Source organism: Escherichia sp. S10b, from assembly GCF_028421345.1.
In the GTDB taxonomy this organism is placed as follows: domain Bacteria; phylum Pseudomonadota; class Gammaproteobacteria; order Enterobacterales; family Enterobacteriaceae; genus ECMA0423.
Window position 1 is genome coordinate 1 of sequence record NZ_JAHZSO010000040.1, and the last position, 17,318, is coordinate 17,318.

At 47.3% G+C, this 17,318-nt stretch carries 16 protein-coding genes; 11 read left to right on the forward strand and 5 right to left on the reverse strand.

The window, feature by feature from the left end:
* Positions 1–69: IS1 family transposase (locus tag FTE26_RS03805; RefSeq protein WP_071607219.1), on the forward strand; the 69-nt coding region annotated here is incomplete at its 5' end.
* Between the two features lie 136 nt (positions 70–205).
* Here FTE26_RS03805 and FTE26_RS03810 read toward each other — a convergent pair.
* Positions 206–1,138, reverse strand: a complete 933-nt coding sequence (locus FTE26_RS03810; protein WP_000991832.1) for an S-4TM family putative pore-forming effector — start codon at positions 1,136–1,138, stop codon at positions 206–208.
* A gap of 3 nt (positions 1,139–1,141) precedes the next feature.
* The gene (locus FTE26_RS03815) at positions 1,142–2,155 is read right to left on the reverse strand and encodes an SMODS domain-containing nucleotidyltransferase (protein ID WP_085674723.1); all 1,014 of its coding nucleotides are present in this window, start codon (positions 2,153–2,155) and stop codon (positions 1,142–1,144) included.
* Between the two features lie 464 nt (positions 2,156–2,619).
* On the opposite strand from FTE26_RS03815, the gene FTE26_RS03820 reads away from it, so the two are divergent.
* Positions 2,620–4,758, forward strand: coding sequence for an AAA family ATPase (locus FTE26_RS03820; RefSeq protein ID WP_000350635.1), 2,139 nt, complete (start codon positions 2,620–2,622; stop codon positions 4,756–4,758).
* 161 nt (positions 4,759–4,919) lie between these two features.
* Here the strand turns inward: FTE26_RS03820 and FTE26_RS03825 are convergent, their stop codons facing one another.
* Positions 4,920–5,336, reverse strand: a complete 417-nt coding sequence (locus tag FTE26_RS03825; RefSeq protein WP_001044768.1) for a type II toxin-antitoxin system VapC family toxin — start codon at positions 5,334–5,336, stop codon at positions 4,920–4,922.
* Positions 5,333–5,563, reverse strand: coding sequence for a type II toxin-antitoxin system VapB family antitoxin (gene vapB, locus FTE26_RS03830; RefSeq protein WP_001261287.1), 231 nt, complete (start codon positions 5,561–5,563; stop codon positions 5,333–5,335). The genes FTE26_RS03825 and vapB overlap by 4 nt, the downstream gene beginning before the upstream one ends.
* 306 nt (positions 5,564–5,869) lie before the next feature.
* Between vapB and FTE26_RS03835 the strand changes: the two genes are divergently transcribed.
* The 3 genes from FTE26_RS03835 to FTE26_RS03845 all read left to right on the forward strand — a co-directional run bounded on the left by FTE26_RS03835 (position 5,870) and on the right by FTE26_RS03845 (position 10,689).
* Positions 5,870–8,989, forward strand: a complete 3,120-nt coding sequence (locus FTE26_RS03835) for a hypothetical protein (RefSeq protein ID WP_023909028.1) — start codon at positions 5,870–5,872, stop codon at positions 8,987–8,989.
* Between the two features lie 262 nt (positions 8,990–9,251).
* On the forward strand, positions 9,252–10,385 hold the full coding sequence (locus FTE26_RS03840; protein ID WP_000545983.1) for a DUF3800 domain-containing protein: 1,134 nt from the start codon (positions 9,252–9,254) through the stop codon (positions 10,383–10,385).
* 19 nt (positions 10,386–10,404) lie between these two features.
* Positions 10,405–10,689 carry a hypothetical protein gene (locus FTE26_RS03845; RefSeq protein ID WP_000642771.1) on the forward strand — a complete coding sequence of 95 codons (285 nt, stop codon included), beginning with the start codon at positions 10,405–10,407 and terminating at the stop codon, positions 10,687–10,689.
* Here the strand turns inward: FTE26_RS03845 and FTE26_RS03850 are convergent.
* A complete protein-coding gene (locus tag FTE26_RS03850; RefSeq protein WP_000215657.1) occupies positions 10,686–10,883 on the reverse strand; it encodes a hypothetical protein in 198 nt (65 codons plus the stop codon). The genes FTE26_RS03845 and FTE26_RS03850 overlap by 4 nt on opposite strands.
* A gap of 633 nt (positions 10,884–11,516) precedes the next feature.
* Between FTE26_RS03850 and ccdA the strand changes: the two genes are divergently transcribed.
* The 6 genes from ccdA (at position 11,517) to FTE26_RS03880 (ending at position 17,103) form a co-directional block, all read left to right on the forward strand.
* Positions 11,517–11,735 (forward strand): type II toxin-antitoxin system antitoxin CcdA, encoded by a 219-nt coding sequence (gene ccdA / locus FTE26_RS03855; RefSeq protein WP_023909027.1) that lies wholly within the window; start codon positions 11,517–11,519, stop codon positions 11,733–11,735.
* A gap of 1 nt (position 11,736) precedes the next feature.
* A complete protein-coding gene (ccdB, locus tag FTE26_RS03860; RefSeq protein ID WP_001159868.1) occupies positions 11,737–12,042 on the forward strand; it encodes a type II toxin-antitoxin system toxin CcdB in 306 nt (101 codons plus the stop codon).
* On the forward strand, positions 12,043–12,849 hold the full coding sequence (locus FTE26_RS03865; protein ID WP_000016982.1) for a site-specific integrase: 807 nt from the start codon (positions 12,043–12,045) through the stop codon (positions 12,847–12,849). It begins immediately after the preceding gene.
* Positions 12,850–13,622: 773 nt separating this feature from the next.
* On the forward strand, positions 13,623–14,378 hold the full coding sequence (gene repE / locus FTE26_RS03870) for a replication initiation protein RepE (RefSeq protein ID WP_000852146.1): 756 nt from the start codon (positions 13,623–13,625) through the stop codon (positions 14,376–14,378).
* 587 nt (positions 14,379–14,965) lie between these two features.
* On the forward strand, positions 14,966–16,132 hold the full coding sequence (gene sopA, locus FTE26_RS03875) for a plasmid-partitioning protein SopA (protein ID WP_000772446.1): 1,167 nt from the start codon (positions 14,966–14,968) through the stop codon (positions 16,130–16,132).
* Positions 16,132–17,103 (forward strand): ParB/RepB/Spo0J family plasmid partition protein, encoded by a 972-nt coding sequence (locus FTE26_RS03880; protein ID WP_000817036.1) that lies wholly within the window; start codon positions 16,132–16,134, stop codon positions 17,101–17,103. Before sopA ends, FTE26_RS03880 begins: the two co-directional genes overlap by 1 nt.
* The last annotated feature ends 215 nt before the right edge of the window (positions 17,104–17,318 follow it).

The window sequence follows — 17,318 nt, forward strand, 5'->3', positions numbered from 1 at the left end:
TTCTCAAAATCGGTGGAGCTGCATGACAAAGTCATCGGGCATTATCTGAACATAAAACACTATCAGTAAGTTGGAGTCATTACCTGTGTTACTAACCGTCTGAGGCGAAGGTGACTATGGGTTTACGCTGACACTCAGGCAACCAAGAATTGTTTATCGGATGTGCTCCGGCATACGTAAATCCTACACCGGAGCTAAGGAGGGATTACTTCTGAAGGTGCAGCTCCTTCAGATTTGTTTCAAAGTAATCAACATAAATTCGTTCATTTTTGGGCTTCATTATCAGCTGAATACCGTTGGGTACGGGCGGACATGAGGCCCGGTAGGTAAACATCTCATCTTGGATATTCCGGAGCGTATAAGCCAGTTGCTCTTCTTCTGCCCTTCCGGACACCCTTATGCCGGATAATTCCTTCTCAACGTACTTTTTCAGCTTCTCGCTTCTTTTCATACTGCTGCGATTATCCAGAAACTGAAGCAAGAAATAGCGGATGACCGGCAGTGTGAACACCACATAGAAGAGGATCTCATTCAGCCCGGATTTCATGACGATGCCGTAAACAAGCATCGCGACAGGCGAGACAATAAAAGCGGAAAGATAAAATACGTGCAGAACCTCCCTGAGCGATTTGTCCCAGCCGAGATTTTTTCCGTGGCAAAGGAGCGCCATTACGGCCTGCGGCGCGTCATACACCTTACTGACGTACCACCCCTCTTCGCCAAATCGCTTTCGTGCTTTTTCCGGGCTGTCTCTAAAATATGCAGCTTCCCGGATGATGTCATCCCGTGGGATCTCCTCCACCTTCAGTTCATTACGCCGGATGCCAAGTACCCGGCAGTCGTACATTTCCTGGATTGAGGCTGCCTTCCTGCGCAGAGCCGAGATGTGTCCACTGATAACAATGTTAAAGGTAAGCACCAGGAGTCCATATAACCCCAACAGCGAAGACAACAACTCTGAATCGACAAATTCCCGGCTCCGGTTGTATACGGTAACGAAAGAAAGCAGGAGCGGTACGATGATGCTGAAGAGAAAATTCAGTCTGTTCCAGTTTTTTACCCTGTCGTAGACACGGGCCTGCGCATACAGTAAATCCATGTTTTCTCTGGTCGACTGGTTTGTGTAAATGGCATTCATGATTCACCCGTAAACAGGAAAGAATGGCCCGAACACATCGCGCCATTTATTGATGGATTTTTCATACTCTTTATTATTTTCAAACCATCTCGCCTCCGATACCTTTTGCGCATCGAGATAACATCTGTCCGATATCGCCTTACGTGCCTCGGCTGAAAGTGAGTTGATATCACCCTGTATGCCTTTGGGATCGTTGACAGAGTACCGCACGGATTGACCAAGGTGGCGGAAAAGCGCTTCCAGCTCCATGTCAACAAACGATGAGCAGGATGTCCTGCCAGCGTAATAGTCCAGAATCAGCGTTTCCAGCAGGTAGGAACTCATGGATGGCATCGTCGGTCGCCGCTGCCAGTATTTGACTGCTCTGATGACATTGAGCACATTGCCGTTATTCTGCACATTGCCGTTATTCTGCACATTGATAGTAGTGACTCTGTCCCTGTCTTTACGGGGGTCGGTAAACTTCCAGTGGCCGTTGCCATCGGGGATCAGGTAGTAAGTCCGTCCAAAGGCATCTTCGCTGGTAATAAAGCAGGGGACGATGTCAAAATTCCAGTCCTTGCTGACCAGTTTCAGCGTGACAGCTTCCTGGTTACGCCTGATATCAGCCTGGGCGTACTGGGCAATGTCCTGCAGGCGGTTTTTAAAGGCATTCAGAATTCTGACGGAGCAGACGGTGTCAGCTCCGGAATGGCGGTAACTGTGCAGACGTGACCCCTCTCCGGAGGAGGTTACAGTTATCCGGTCACTCAGGATGGTATAGGTGGCACCTTGCCCGGTTAAGCCAAACATCAGATCGATATCATCAAGCGGACGGATTTTGGTTCTTCTGGCAAAGGAGCCAAAGGCAATATGGATCGCTGGAAAACTCACCGGAAATTTATCGTCCTTCTCAAAATCATTCATCTTACCGATAAGCCAGTCGCGACTTGCACGCGCGTCATCGGTATCTGCCTTTTTGAGATTCACGGTATCTTTCATAAATTCGTTAAAGGCAGCTATTACTGTGGTCGCCATGTTCAGTCCTTTAATTATTTATTGCAAAAGGCGCGGGGCTCTGTCGTACATCTGAACATTCCAGTGCCCGGGAAGAGTCGGTACAGTTTATTATTAGTGCCGCAAGTTCACTACCGTCTCGCTCTCTGCAAGGGCATATAATTTACATGGGAAATATGAGCCTCGTTCTTTCATTGATAATTATGCAAAGTATTTCAGTTATTAATGCCAGATAAGCAATAATGCAATTAAGTTCAAAATATATCATTAGTATTGCATCATCAGCACAAATCCTTCTTCCCCTCTCCAGAGATCCGAAAAAAGTAAAAGTCGGATCGACCTAATCTTTGTTTCTGATATGAACATCTCGGAGAGGTGTAAGCAATGGTATAAACGAAATGTATTATGTATCTGCATCACAGCATGCGGGCACATTTTGCGGCAGGATATGAATCCCCCCGGAATAACTGGCAAAGGACAGATAAATGGACATTGAAATACGCCACTGCAATAACATCGTACGAGCACATATCACCCTCACTGCCGATAAACTGAACATTAAGTTTGCGCCAAATGGTACTGGAAAAAGTACGCTGTCACGGGCCATAAGCTGTGCGGCGCGGGACGACATTCAGGGACTACAGGCACTGATGCCCTTCCGGCTGCGCGGAGAAAACCCCGATAGCACCGGGCCCATTGTCATCGGTGCTGACGGGATTGGGGACGTGATGTGCTTCAACGAGGAGTACGTCAGTCAGTTTACGTTCCAACCGGACGAGCTCATCAGTGACAGCTTTAATATTCTTATCCGCAATCAAGCCCATGCGGAAAGAGAGCGTGAAATAGAAGAAATGACGCAAAAGATCCGGGCTGTTTTCACGGATCACACTGAGCTGAACTCTCTGATAGACCATCTACAGGAACTCAGTAATGCTTTCAAATCAACCAGTTCCGGGATTTCACGTTCTTCAACCGGCATGAGAGGTCTGTCAGGCGGAAATAAAATACACCACATTCCGGCTGGTCTTGAGAACTATCAACCCTACATCCGCAGTGAACGCCGCGTGGAATGGATTGACTGGCAGACAAAGGGACTCGAGTTTTCGCCCCTTTCGGATGGCTGCTGTCCGTTCTGTACCGGTGATATCACGGGAAAGGAAGCACAAATTCGCCAAGTCAGAGAGGAATACGATAAATCCACCATTAAAAACCTGACCGCTATCATCAGACTGGTGGAAAACCTCGGTAATTACCTGACGGAGAGCGCCAGAGAACGCCTTCTGGCCATTACTATGCTTCAGAACGGTCCGGAAGCCGAACATATCGAGTACCTAGTGGCGTTGAAACGCCAGACCGATACGCTGACAGAGAAACTCACTGCGCTGAGAGGCCTGAATGTTTTCAGCCTGCAGGAACAGCAGAACGTTCGGGAGGTGCTCACTGCCAGGTTGATTGACCTGCAGTTCTTCCCTGATCTGCAATCCGAACTCATGCAGGGGATCACCGACAGACTGAACGCGGCCCTTATGGACCTGATAAACCTTGCCGGACCGCTGCAGGGAAAAATTAACCGGCACCGGGACAGCATGATCCGGCTGATCGCACAGCACAAAACAAACATCAATAATTTCCTCACTTATGCAGGCTATAAATACAGGGTGGATATAGCCGGCGAGGGAGAGCAGAGAAAACTCAGGCTACGACACATAGATTTTGACGGGTACGTCAGCGGCGGTAGCCAGCATCTCAGCTATGGAGAACGGAACGCCTTTGCGATTGTGTTATTCATGTATGAATGCCTGTCAAAAAACCCGGGACTGATTATCCTTGATGATCCCATATCTTCTTTTGATAAAAACAAGAAGTTTGCCATTCTTGAAATGCTGTTCAGACGTGCAAGTGGTGAATGCCTGAAGAACCGGACTGTACTTATGCTGACGCATGACGTGGAGCCTGTGATTGACACGCTGAAGTCAGTCAGAAGGTTGTTCAGTAATCAGGTGACCGCCTCCTGCCTGCGCCTGTCTGCTGGAGTCATAGAAGAATTACCTGTTAACGACGGCGATATCATGACATTCATGCAGATCTGCAAATCCATCACCGCGTCAGCAGACTGTGAGGAGATCATTAAGCTCATCTATCTTCGTCGCTACTTTGAAATCGTTGACGAACGTGGTGATGCTTATCAGCTTCTATCCAATCTATTCCATCGACGCGTCGCCCCGCTGGATTATCGCGAGCCTGCCGCTGCGGGCTCGGGCTATCCCAAAATGGCTCCTGAGAAAATTCAGCAGGCCTTGCGGGATATCCGGGAGTATGTGGACAGTTTTGATTACCCGCGACTTCAGGCTCTCGTCAGCAGCCCAGATGAAATAAAAAACCTGTACCGTCGCTGTCGTAACGGCTATGAAAAACTGCAGGTATTCCGTTTACTGGAACTGGATCAGGACCATCCGGTAATACGAAAATTCGTTAACGAAACGTACCACATTGAAAATGAGTTCATCTGTCAACTAGATCCGTCCAGATTCGATCTCATCCCGGAGTACGTGATTATGGAATGTGACAAGCTCATCGCCCTGCCACCGGCAGCAAACCAGAGCTCGGTTGCCCGTATCGCTTGAGCCACTGTTTTTGCCGCCGGAAGATAGGCTTTAGCTCCCTGATAGTCTGATCTTCGAAGATACCCTACAGTTTAGGACCGCTTACTGTAGATATCTGTTAAAACAGCCCGTATACGGGCTGTTTCTTGGTGCCCTTATCTCCTGACTTTGAAAAGAGTGTCTTACTTCACCCAGTCTTCCAGCACCAGGTCAGGCACTCGCTCAAATTCTCTTGTATTATTCGTTACCAGTATCGCCCCGGCGGCGATGGCGTGCCCGGCAATCGCCGTGTCGTTCGGGCCGATCGGCGTCCCGGCCAGCCGCAGTGCCACTTTAATCTTCGTGGTGGCGTCTACTGCGGCGCGATCCCAGGGCAGGATGGCATCGAGGCGGGCGCAGAATTCATCGACCAGTTGGACGTGACGTGGTGAGGCCTTTGGGCCGGTAGCCCCGAAGCGCATTTCAGAGTAGGTGATGGCCGAGACCACTATACGGTGGCCGCGTAGCACCGCCTGCTCCAGACGCTTCAGGACGGCTTCTGGCTGTTCACGCATGATGAACGAGCAGATACAGGTATCAAGCATATAAGTCTTGTTCACAGGTTAAATCGCCCTTCGTCGCTGACAACATCCTCGCGCTCCGCCATAAAATCTGGATCGGCTTTTTCGTACTCTAGGAATGATCCCCAGGTTGGCCGGACGGGGCGCAGGATGATGCTGTCCCCTTCCCGGACGATCTCGAGCTCGCTCACCCCCTCAAAATCCAGATCACGAGGCAGACGGATGGCGCGGTTGTTGCCATTTTTAAATATCGATACGGTTCTCATGTTCTTTCTCTCCCGAGCATATGGATATGTGAAACATATCCGGAATATTCAAAGCACCGGGTGTGTGCATATGTTTAGTATAGGCAGATGTGTGGCATATGTATAGCGGTAGCATATGTAGATGCCAGGCATATGTTTATGCATATCTCTATTTCTTTCTTTTTTATCGGAGATCCGAAAAAAGGTTAAACCGGATTTTAGGATGACAAAGCCTGTATGAAGGGTATCGGGTGACATTTTCCAGAGAAAAAAAGGTTCCTACCGCTTATTATTCATAAAATTTCTTATGTAATACGCAGGATATCTATGTTTGGAAAACTTCTGAAAAGTGTCTCATGGCAGGTGAGAGCTGAACTCCGACGGAGCCTGAAGTCGAACCGGGATTACAAAAAACTTCGCTGGAACCCGGTGGAGAGAATACTTGTTTCCTGCTCCACCCATTACGTCCGGGCTATGCTGGTTCTATGGTCCGCAGCCTTCGGGGCTGTTGGCGTGGTCGAATATTTTCGCCCTGTATTGCTACCTTTCGCTGTGCAGCATTTTAAGGGCATTACCAAGCTTTCAGATTGGATGTCTAATTTACTGGGTAGCCAGTTGACTATAATCGGTATTGTATTTCCGCTGGTTGTGGGGCTTATAAGTGTTTTATTTCAAAAGAAATCAGCAAGGATCCATATTCAGTCCGCGTATCAACTTCATTCCGGATATATGTTTGCGGGCCTGAGTGGTCTTTCACTGGCTGCATTTGTCGTGCTGGGCGGTATGACGTTATCTATAGGTGACGGATATCTTAATACTTCTTTTGCCGTAACAGCTTTTGTGTGGATGCTTTTCAATATTATTCTGTCTATCTGGTTCTTCGTCTCCAGTCTGAATGTCCTGGATGAGAGCAAACGCGATCGACTAATGAATAAGTTTTTTTTATCTCAGATAGTGGATGACTACATTCAAAAAGCATATATTCAGGCGTGGCTGCGTTACCCGGGGGGTCATGTAGGTCAAAATTACCTCGGTAATATTAAAATACTGCCTTACTCAATTTCTGAGAAAGACGATATGCTTCATGTTAAATCTAATATCAGTAAAGGTGATGTTGTTACTGATATTTATATAAGGCCTTTTTTATTCCTACTGAGAAGGCTAGAGGCGGTAGATGGGCAGGATGCGGAAATTATCATTCTGCCCTCCTTTGGTGTTCGTTCTGGTGAACTGACTTTATTGTCATCGAGAAATGTCAAGCCTGTTTCAGGATTGTGGCGGTGGTTATTGCGTCGTTGTATTGTAACAGGGCGCCCTGAGAACAAAAGGGATCTGGATGATATTACTTTTGATTTCTTTGGTGAGGCTTACGATGCGCTTAACGATAAAAATATTAGCGTCTTCAGAACAGGGATTGAACGATTAACAGATACCTATACCTCTATCAAAAGAAGTTACAATTACGAGGTCGATAAAAATTATCTGGATGAAGTAAAAGAATCAGGTTTTAGCCATACTTTCAGCGATTCATTCCATTATGAATTGAGAAAGTTTTTTCGTGAATCCGTAAAATCAACGGAATATTCAGGCGAATATTTCCGTGAATCGATGCTCATTCCATTGCGTGTGTACAGAAAAACACAGAGCACGTGTTTTACCGATTTCAGACAGTTTTTACTCTCGCTTTTCAGGGTGTGGCATGTGTTAAACGAGTGGAAAGCGGGACTGGGGGGCCCCCTCTCGGCCAGCCAGGAGCTGACTCACCAGGCCCTTATCCGCGGGTATATCGGACTGTGGGAAGGCTGGAGTATGACCACGATCACTGGCAAACCCGGGAGTGAAGATTCTACTGGCCGCCTGATGTATCATCTGCATAATACCGCCAGGCTTCTTATTCCGTCAGTGGTTGCCGATAATGCCTCTTCCGTGCGATATGCTCACGACGTTCTCTGCCTCTGGTTTAATCAGAGCCGGTTTACACGTTACTGGGAGGAAGAGTACCGCTGGCACAGTTTCTTCCTGACTCCGGATTATCTGTCCCTGAAGGAGACAGAACCGCAGTGGAATATGTTACTCAGGGGCAGCAAGTATAAAAAAGATGCCGCTTTGTCCATTATGTTTGCAAATGCCTTATCCGATTTGCGGTTGTTAATGGCAGGGTATCTTATTGCTCATTTTGAATCGCAAAAAAATATAGACTTAGCCGATCTTGTGAATCATCTCATTATGTCTGAATTATATGAAGATAGAGATACACATGACACGCTGACGCCTGCATTCAGACGTTCTGTCGATATCATTGACATGATACTGAGAATTGAGCACTGCAATCTGCATACGAATACAAGCTGGTACAGCGGGTTATCAGAAACCATTGAGGTTATGAACTCATATAATGAAAGGCCTTACATTCCCGGGCGTATGTATACAGGGGAATATGAAGATTTAGGGAGTCTCTACGGGGCGTTTGCCTTGCTGGCTATAAAGCTCGCAAGGCCTGCGGAGCAGGTTACACAGCGTGTTAATGAAGCCCTGGCTGGAGGGGTGTTTTCCTATTCCAGTAAAGACAGAATAATTTCTATTCTTAAACGACTGAAACGAGACCCTTCAGTTCCCTATGAAGGTTATATCATTTCAGAAGCGGATTATGCAACGAATGTGGTGTTCTTTAATGATGTTCTGGATAAATACATAGATGTATTCAGTCGTAGTAAAACGGCAGATATCGTTGCTGCTGAAGTAGACCAGGCTCGACTGAGAAACACTGATGCTCGTCTTACAAATGAACTTCCTGGGGCATTGTCTGAAGATGTTCTGCTTAAATACTTCACGTTTACTCAAAATTCAGAATGTGATCGCAACTGGCTGGCGATATATATTCCTGTTGGTGTTTCCAAAGAGTATGTTGCCAGAGAGCTTAATCAGACTGACTACGGAGATTTCCCTTCGGTATCAGAAGTGAACAGAAATATTCTCCGCAGACTGCATTATGTACTGTGGCAGTCACAGGCTAAATTAACGATTGAGGTCAATAACCTCGAAACGCTGTTAATGGAAGTCGCGCAACGGTCCGCTGATCAGAATAACTACATTCTGGTGATCTATGGTTCCCGCTTCAGCGAGGAACTGAGGGAACTGGTCTATCAGCCGGAAAGGCATGACGCGTTTAGCATACATGTTGATGTATCGGCCAGGGGTAGCCGCTCTCTGCCCTTCAGGATCAATAACTGTCTTATTTACCTTGTCCTCAATTCCGAACAGGAGTTTTCGCTTATGGTCAGTGCTGAATCCTTTGGTGAACTCAGGCTGTTCAGGTATCCGGATGGAACCCTTTTCAATACCTTCTACCGCAGCAGCGACGATCCACTTGAAGGTGTGATGAAAACGCTCTGGGAAATAGAGATGGAAATCACTGATACTCCAGTGGCGCGGTTTGAACATCGCTGATCAAAATTACGGTGACCCCTGATGGGGTCGCTGTTTAATTGCATTAGAGTTATCAATTACTATAAATTTTGCTTCCTAAGCAATAATCTATTCACCGCAACAATCCGTCGCTTTTTGTGCCATTCATACAATAATCCCTCTTCTCTCTTCCTTAGATCCGAAAACTCATTTAAGAGGATCACTTGCAGCCGGCAACAGGAAGGTTTTACATTGATTTGAATTATGCCGTTTCTTTTCCTCCTGCCTTGAAAAGGATATCTGAATGCACTTTTATGTGGATGAAACAGGCCAGACTGGCCGAAACCTTTTTGACAAAACCCAGCCAATCCTCTCCTACGGAGTACTGTCCTCAGAGGCTGACCTAGATAAGGTTGCTGAAGCGGATCTTGCCGCATTACGCAAAACTCTGGGCGTGGAGCGCCTGCACGCTGCGGAACTGGGCGTGCACCGCCTTTCAGAAGTTGTGGATACGCTGCTGGTCCTGCAGAAAAATCACCGGATACGGTTTGATATCTGGCAGGTGGTTAAGCGCGATCACGCCATTATTTCGTTCTTCGACCAGGTGTTTGATCAGGGACTGAATCCGGTTGTGCCCTGGAGTGCCTACTGGACCCCTCTGCGCTATCCCCTGCTGCTGAATCTGTCTAATCTGTTTGATGATGAGCTGGCTGAAAAAGCGTGGCGTGCCCGTCTTGAGGCTCATGATGAACGTTCTTGCTCATTATTCAGTGAGGTTTGTGGAGTGCTGCTTCAGCGCGTTCACTCTCTGGGTGATGCCCGTTCAGTTGAACTCATTACCGATGCCCTATCTTGGGCGATGGTCAACTTTGATGAGCTGGGGTACAACTGCAAAACCAATAAGGAAAAGTTGCAGATCATGCCCAATATGATTGGTTTTCAGTCCGTTTTGCACGGGATCTGCTCTCGTCTGGGGGCACCGAACCGGAAAGCAGATATCATTGTTGACCAGCAGTCACAGTTCAACACCACCCAGCGGGAGTTGAACGAGTTTTACTACCAGATCCGCGAACAGCCGTGGGCACTGGGGCCGGGTTTGCCTGTCATGGATATGAAGAACATGCCAGCAAAACCGCTTGTCTTCCAGTCGGGAACGATGAGTGCCGGGCTGGAACTGGTTGATATTTATCTCTGGATCTTCAAACGATACATGGAACGGAAGGAACTGACCAAACCCCTTTCCCGCCTCGTCTACACCAATCTTAAAACAGCGAGAACTGACAGTGTTTCTCTGCAGTCAGTTGCAAAGAGGTTTAAGGAGTTTTTTGAAAAACTTTCTGAACCAACCGCAGAAATGATAGAAAAAGCAAATGAACTCAGGGCCGTGGAAGAAACGCGCCGTCTTGCCCATCGTGTACAAAGTGTGTCGCAATCCTGATCAGAAAGGTTAACCGCATATGAAGGCAGAAAATGCCCGTCAGGTTCAGGGGCTGATAGAACTAGAGAAATTTAACCCTGAAACACTGTGCTCGGGCGAGAGCTGGATGGCACCTTCAGCCAGTGAAGTCAGCGTGGTCCGGGCGCTGATCCCGCTCACAGATATCCAGCTGGCCAACCGGCTAGATGTGGACGAGCGCACCATCCGTAAGTGGAAATCCGGCGAGACCAGAATGGTGTTCACCACCTGGTGCTGTCTGTGCTGGCTGGCCGGGTTGGGGATGCTGCTGGAAGAACCGGCTTAGCCGGTTCTGATGCGTTTCCAGATTCTTTTGAGAATGAAGCGTCGCTGATATCGCCATTGCGAACGGTAGATATGGGGGAGTCGATCATAGTTCTTCCAGAACAAGGTCCAGCCTTTATAGGCATCAACAAGTAGGGCAATGAGAGAGCCAGTTTTTAAGAGGCCATAGAAAACGGCCATGAGAAATACAGTCATACGATGTTCCTTATGTAAAACTGTATTTAGGAAATCCGAAGCAGCCTTTAAGGCCGGTTGATGAAAATGAGCTGAAAAAAGTTTTTCTGGCCTGTTTTTTGCAATTTCAGGCTAACTCTGTTCTGAATTTTGCCCACTGAGCAATAATTACCATATCTCAACAAACCACCATTTTTTGTGCTTATCTTGCAACAACTCTTCTTTTTCTCTTCTGAGATCCGGTTTCCGGCAGTTACGGATCTTCCTCTCCCCCCCACACAACGCCACTTCCTGTAAGCACAACATGTGGTGCCGGATTCAGCTGCTGATGACACTATATGTTGTGTTATTTCCCTGACCTGTGATGCGCCGTGCAGGGGCGGAAAACAGCGATATGATGATTTTCTCAGCGTTGTACACTTCCGGAAAGTCGTTTATTCAAATAAAGTCGGATCCATACGAAACGGGAATGCGGTAATTACGCTTTGTTTTTATAAGTCAGATTTTAATTTTTATTGGTTAACATAACGAAAGGTAAAATACATAAGGCTTACTAAAAGCCAGATAGCAGTATGCGTATTTGCGCGCTGATTTTTGCGGCATAAGAATATATACTGATATGTATACCCGAAGTATGTCAAAAAGAGGTGTGCTATGAAGCAGCGTATTACAGTGACAGTTGACAGCGACAGCTATCAGTTGCTCAAGGCATATGATGTCAATATCTCCGGTCTGGTAAGCACAACCATACAGAATGAAGCCCGTCGTCTGCGTGCCGAACGCTGGAAAGCGGAAAATCAGGAAGGGATGGCTGAGGTCGCCCGGTTTATTGAAATGAACGGCTCTTTTGCTGACGAGAACAGGGACTGGTGAAATGCAGTTTAAGGTTTACACCTATAAAAGAGAGAGCCGTTATCGTCTGTTTGTGGATGTACAGAGTGATATTATTGACACGCCCGGGCGACGGATGGTGATCCCCCTGGCCAGTGCACGTCTGCTGTCAGATAAAGTCTCCCGTGAACTTTACCCGGTGGTGCATATCGGGGATGAAAGCTGGCGCATGATGACCACCGATATGGCCAGTGTGCCGGTCTCCGTTATCGGGGAAGAAGTGGCTGATCTCAGCCACCGCGAAAATGACATCAAAAACGCCATTAACCTGATGTTCTGGGGAATATAAATGTCAGGCTCCGTTATACACAGCCAGTCTGCAGTCATGGTACCGGCAGTGTATTCTGCCGGGCAGCCTGCATCGCTGCCTGTTGCCATTGATTATCCGGCAGCTCTGGCACTTCGCCAGATGTCGATGGTCCATGATGAACTGCCAAAATATCTGCTGGCTCCGGAAGTGAGTGCCCTGCTCCATTACGTCCCGGATCTGCACCGCAAGATGCTGCTGGCCACACTGTGGAACACCGGAGCACGCATTAATGAAGCACTGGCGCTGACGCGGGGGGATTTTTCGCTTGCGCCTCCGTATCCGTTTGTGCAGCTTGCGACCCTGAAACAACGGACCGAAAAAGCTGCCAGGACGGCGGGGAGAATGCCCGCCGGTCAGCAGACTCACCGGCTGGTTCCGCTCTCTGACTCCTGGTACGTCAGCCAGCTGCAGACGATGGTGGCAACACTGAAAATACCCATGGAGCGGCGTAACCGTCGCACAGGAAGGACAGAGAAAGCGCGGATCTGGGAAGTGACGGACAGAACGGTCAGGACCTGGATTGGGGAGGCGGTTGCCGCCGCTGCTGCTGACGGTGTGACGTTCTCTGTTCCGGTCACACCACATACGTTCCGCCATTCCTATGCGATGCACATGCTGTATGCCGGTATACCGCTGAAAGTTCTGCAAAGCCTGATGGGACATAAGTCCATCAGTTCAACGGAAGTCTACACGAAGGTTTTTGCGCTGGATGTGGCTGCCCGGCACCGGGTGCAGTTTGCGATGCCGGAGTCTGATGCGGTTGCGATGCTGAAACAATTATCCTGAGAATAAATGCCTTGGCCTTTATATGGAAATGTGGAACTGAGTGGATATGCTGTTTTTGTCTGTTAAACAGAGAAGCTGGCTGTTATCCACTGAGAAGCGAACGAAACAGTCGGGAAAATCTCCCATTATCGTAGAGATCCGCATTATTAATCTCAGGAGCCTGTGTAGCGTTTATAGGAAGTAGTGTTCTGTCATGATGCCTGCAAGCGGTAACGAAAACGATTTGAATATGCCTTCAGGAACAATAGAAATCTTCGTGCGGTGTTACGTTGAAGTGGAGCGGATTATGTCAGCAATGGACAGAACAACCTAATGAACACAGCACCATGATGTGGTCTGTCCTTTTACAGCCAGTAGTGCTCGCCGCAGTCGAGCGACAGGGCGAAGCCCTCGAGTGAGCGAGGAAGCACCAGGGAACAGCACTTATATATTCTGCTTACACACGATGCCTGAAAAAACTTCCCTTGGGGTTATCCACTTATCCACGGGGATATTTTTATAATTATTTTTTTTATAGTTTTTAGATCTTCTTTTTTAGAGCGCCTTGTAGGCCTTTATCCATGCTGGTTCTAGAGAAGGTGTTGTGACAAATTGCCCTTTCAGTGTGACAAATTACCCTCAAATGACAGTCCTGTCTGTGACAAATTGCCCTTAACCCTGTGACAGATTGCCCTCAGAAGAAGCTGTTTTTTCACAAAGTTATCCCTGCTTATTGACTCTTTTTTATTTAGTGTGACAATCTAAAAACTTGTCACACTTCACATGGATCTGTCATGGCGGAAACAGCGGTTATCAATCACAAGAAACGTAAAAATAGCCCGCGAATCGTCCAGTCAAACGACCTCACTGAGGCGGCATATAGTCTCTCCCGGGATCAAAAACGTATGCTGTATCTGTTCGTTGACCAGATCAGAAAATCTGATGGCACCCTACAGGAACATGACGGTATCTGCGAGATCCATGTTGCTAAATATGCTGAAATATTCGGATTGACCTCTGCGGAAGCCAGTAAGGATATACGGCAGGCATTGAAGAGTTTCGCGGGGAAGGAAGTGGTTTTTTATCGCCCTGAAGAGGATGCCGGCGATGAAAAAGGCTATGAATCTTTTCCCTGGTTTATCAAACGTGCGCACAGTCCATCCAGAGGGCTTTACAGTGTACATATCAACCCATATCTCATTCCCTTCTTTATCGGGTTACAGAACCGGTTTACGCAGTTTCGGCTTAGTGAAACAAAAGAAATCACCAATCCGTATGCCATGCGTTTATACGAATCCCTGTGTCAGTATCGTAAGCCGGATGGCTCAGGCATCGTCTCTCTGAAAATCGACTGGATCATAGAGCGTTACCAGCTGCCTCAAAGTTACCAGCGTATGCCTGACTTCCGCCGCCGCTTCCTGCAGGTCTGTGTTAATGAGATCAACAGCAGAACTCCAATGCGCCTCTCATACATTGAGAAAAAGAAAGGCCGCCAGACGACTCATATCGTATTTTCCTTCCGCGATATCACTTCCATGACGACAGGATAGTCTGAGGGTTATCTGTCACAGATTTGAGGGTGGTTCGTCACATTTGTTCTGACCTACTGAGGGTAATTTGTCACAGTTTTGCTGTTTCCTTCAGCCTGCATGGATTTTCTCATACTTTTTGAACTGTAATTTTTAAGGAAGCCAAATTTGAGGGCAGTTTGTCACAGTTGATTTCCTTCTCTTTCCCTTCGTCATGTGACCTGATATCGGGGGTTAGTTCGTCATCATTGATGAGGGTTGATTATCACAGTTTATTACTCTGAATTGGCTATCCGCGTGTGTACCTCTACCTGGAGTTTTTCCCACGGTGGATATTTCTTCTTGCGCTGAGCGTAAGAGCTATCTGACAGAACAGTTCTTCTTTGCTTCCTCGCCAGTTCGCTCGCTATGCTCGGTTACACGGCTGCGGCGAGCGCTAGTGATAATAAGTGACTGAGGTATGTGCTCTTCTTATCTCCTTTTGTAGTGTTGCTCTTATTTTAAACAACTTTGCGGTTTTTTGATGACTTTGCGATTTTGTTGTTGCTTTGCAGTAAATTGCAAGATTTAATAAAAAAACGCAAAGCAATGATTAAAGGATGTTCAGAATGAAACTCATGGAAACACTTAACCAGTGCATAAACGCTGGTCATGAAATGACGAAGGCTATCGCCATTGCACAGTTTAATGATGACAGCCCGGAAGCGAGGAAAATAACCCGGCGCTGGAGAATAGGTGAAGCAGCGGATTTAGTTGGGGTTTCTTCTCAGGCTATCAGAGATGCCGAGAAAGCAGGGCGACTACCGCACCCGGATATGGAAATTCGAGGACGGGTTGAGCAACGTGTTGGTTATACAATTGAACAAATTAATCATATGCGTGATGTGTTTGGTACGCGATTGCGACGTGCTGAAGACGTATTTCCACCGGTGATCGGGGTTGCTGCCCATAAAGGTGGCGTTTACAAAACCTCAGTTTCTGTTCATCTTGCTCAGGATCTGGCTCTGAAGGGGCTACGTGTTTTGCTCGTGGAAGGTAACGACCCCCAGGGAACAGCCTCAATGTATCACGGATGGGTACCAGATCTTCATATTCATGCAGAAGACACTCTCCTGCCTTTCTATCTTGGGGAAAAGGACGATGTCACTTATGCAATAAAGCCCACTTGCTGGCCTGGGCTTGACATTATTCCTTCCTGTCTGGCTCTGCACCGTATTGAAACTGAGTTAATGGGCAAATTTGATGAAGGTAAACTGCCCACCGATCCACACCTGATGCTCCGACTGGCCATTGAAACTGTTGCTCATGACTATGATGTCATAGTTATTGACAGCGCGCCTAACCTGGGTATCGGCACGATTAATGTCGTATGTGCTGCTGATGTGCTGATTGTTCCCACGCCTGCTGAGTTGTTTGACTACACCTCCGCACTGCAGTTTTTCGATATGCTTCGTGATCTGCTCAAGAACGTTGATCTTAAAGGGTTCGAGCCTGATGTACGTATTTTGCTTACCAAATACAGCAATAGTAATGGCTCTCAGTCCCCGTGGATGGAGGAGCAAATTCGGGATGCCTGGGGAAGCATGGTTCTAAAAAATGTTGTACGTGAAACGGATGAAGTTGGTAAAGGTCAGATCCGGATGAGAACTGTTTTTGAACAGGCCATTGATCAACGCTCTTCAACTGGTGCCTGGAGAAATGCTCTTTCTATTTGGGAACCTGTCTGCAATGAAATTTTCGATCGTCTGATTAAACCACGCTGGGAGATTAGATAATGAAGCGTGCGCCTGTTATTCCAAAACATACGCTCAATACTCAACCGGTTGGAGATACTTCGTTATCGACACCAGCTGCCCCGATGGTGGATTCGTTAATTGCGCGCGTAGGAGTAATGGCTCGCGGTAATGCCATTACTTTGCCTGTATGTGGTCGGGATGTGAAGTTTACTCTTGAAGTGCTCCGGGGTGATAGTGTTGAGAAGACCTCTCGGGTATGGTCAGGTAATGAACGTGACCAGGAGCTGCTTACTGAGGACTCACTGGATGATCTCATCCCTTCTTTTCTACTGACTGGTCAACAGACACCGGCGTTCGGTCGAAGAGTATCTGGTGTCATAGAAATTGCCGATGGGAGTCGCCGTCGTAAAGCTGCTGCACTTACCGAAAGTGATTATCGTGTTCTGGTTGGCGAGCTGGATGATGAGCAGATGGCTGCATTATCCAGATTGGGTAACGATTATCGCCCAACAAGTGCTTATGAACGTGGTCAGCGTTATGCAAGCCGATTGCAGAATGAATTTGCTGGAAATATTTCTGCGCTGGCTGATGCGGAAAATATTTCACGTAAGATTATTACCCGCTGTATCAACACAGCCAAATTGCCTAAATCAGTTGTTGCTCTTTTTTCTCACCCCGGTGAACTATCTGCCCGGTCAGGTGATGCACTTCAAAAAGCCTTTACAGATAAAGAGGAATTACTTAAGCAGCAGGCATCTAACCTTCATGAGCAGAAAAAAGCTGGGGTGATATTTGAAGCTGAAGAAGTTATCACTCTTTTAACTTCTGTGCTTAAAACGTCATCTGCATCAAGAACTAGTTTAAGCTCACGACATCAGTTTGCTCCTGGAGCGACAGTATTGTATAAGGGCGATAAAATGGTGCTTAACCTGGACAGGTCTCGTGTTCCAACTGAGTGTATAGAGAAAATTGAGGCCATTCTTAAGGAACTTGAAAAGCCAGCACCCTGATGCGACCACGTTTTAGTCTACGTTTATCTGTCTTTACTTAATGTCCTTTGTTACAGGCCAGAAAGCATAACTGGCCTGAATATTCTCTCTGGGCCCACTGTTCCACTTGTATCGTCGGTCTGATAATCAGACTGGGACCACGGTCCCACTCGTATCGTCGGTCTGATTATTAGTCTGGGACCACGGTCCCACTCGTATCGTCGGTCTGATTATTA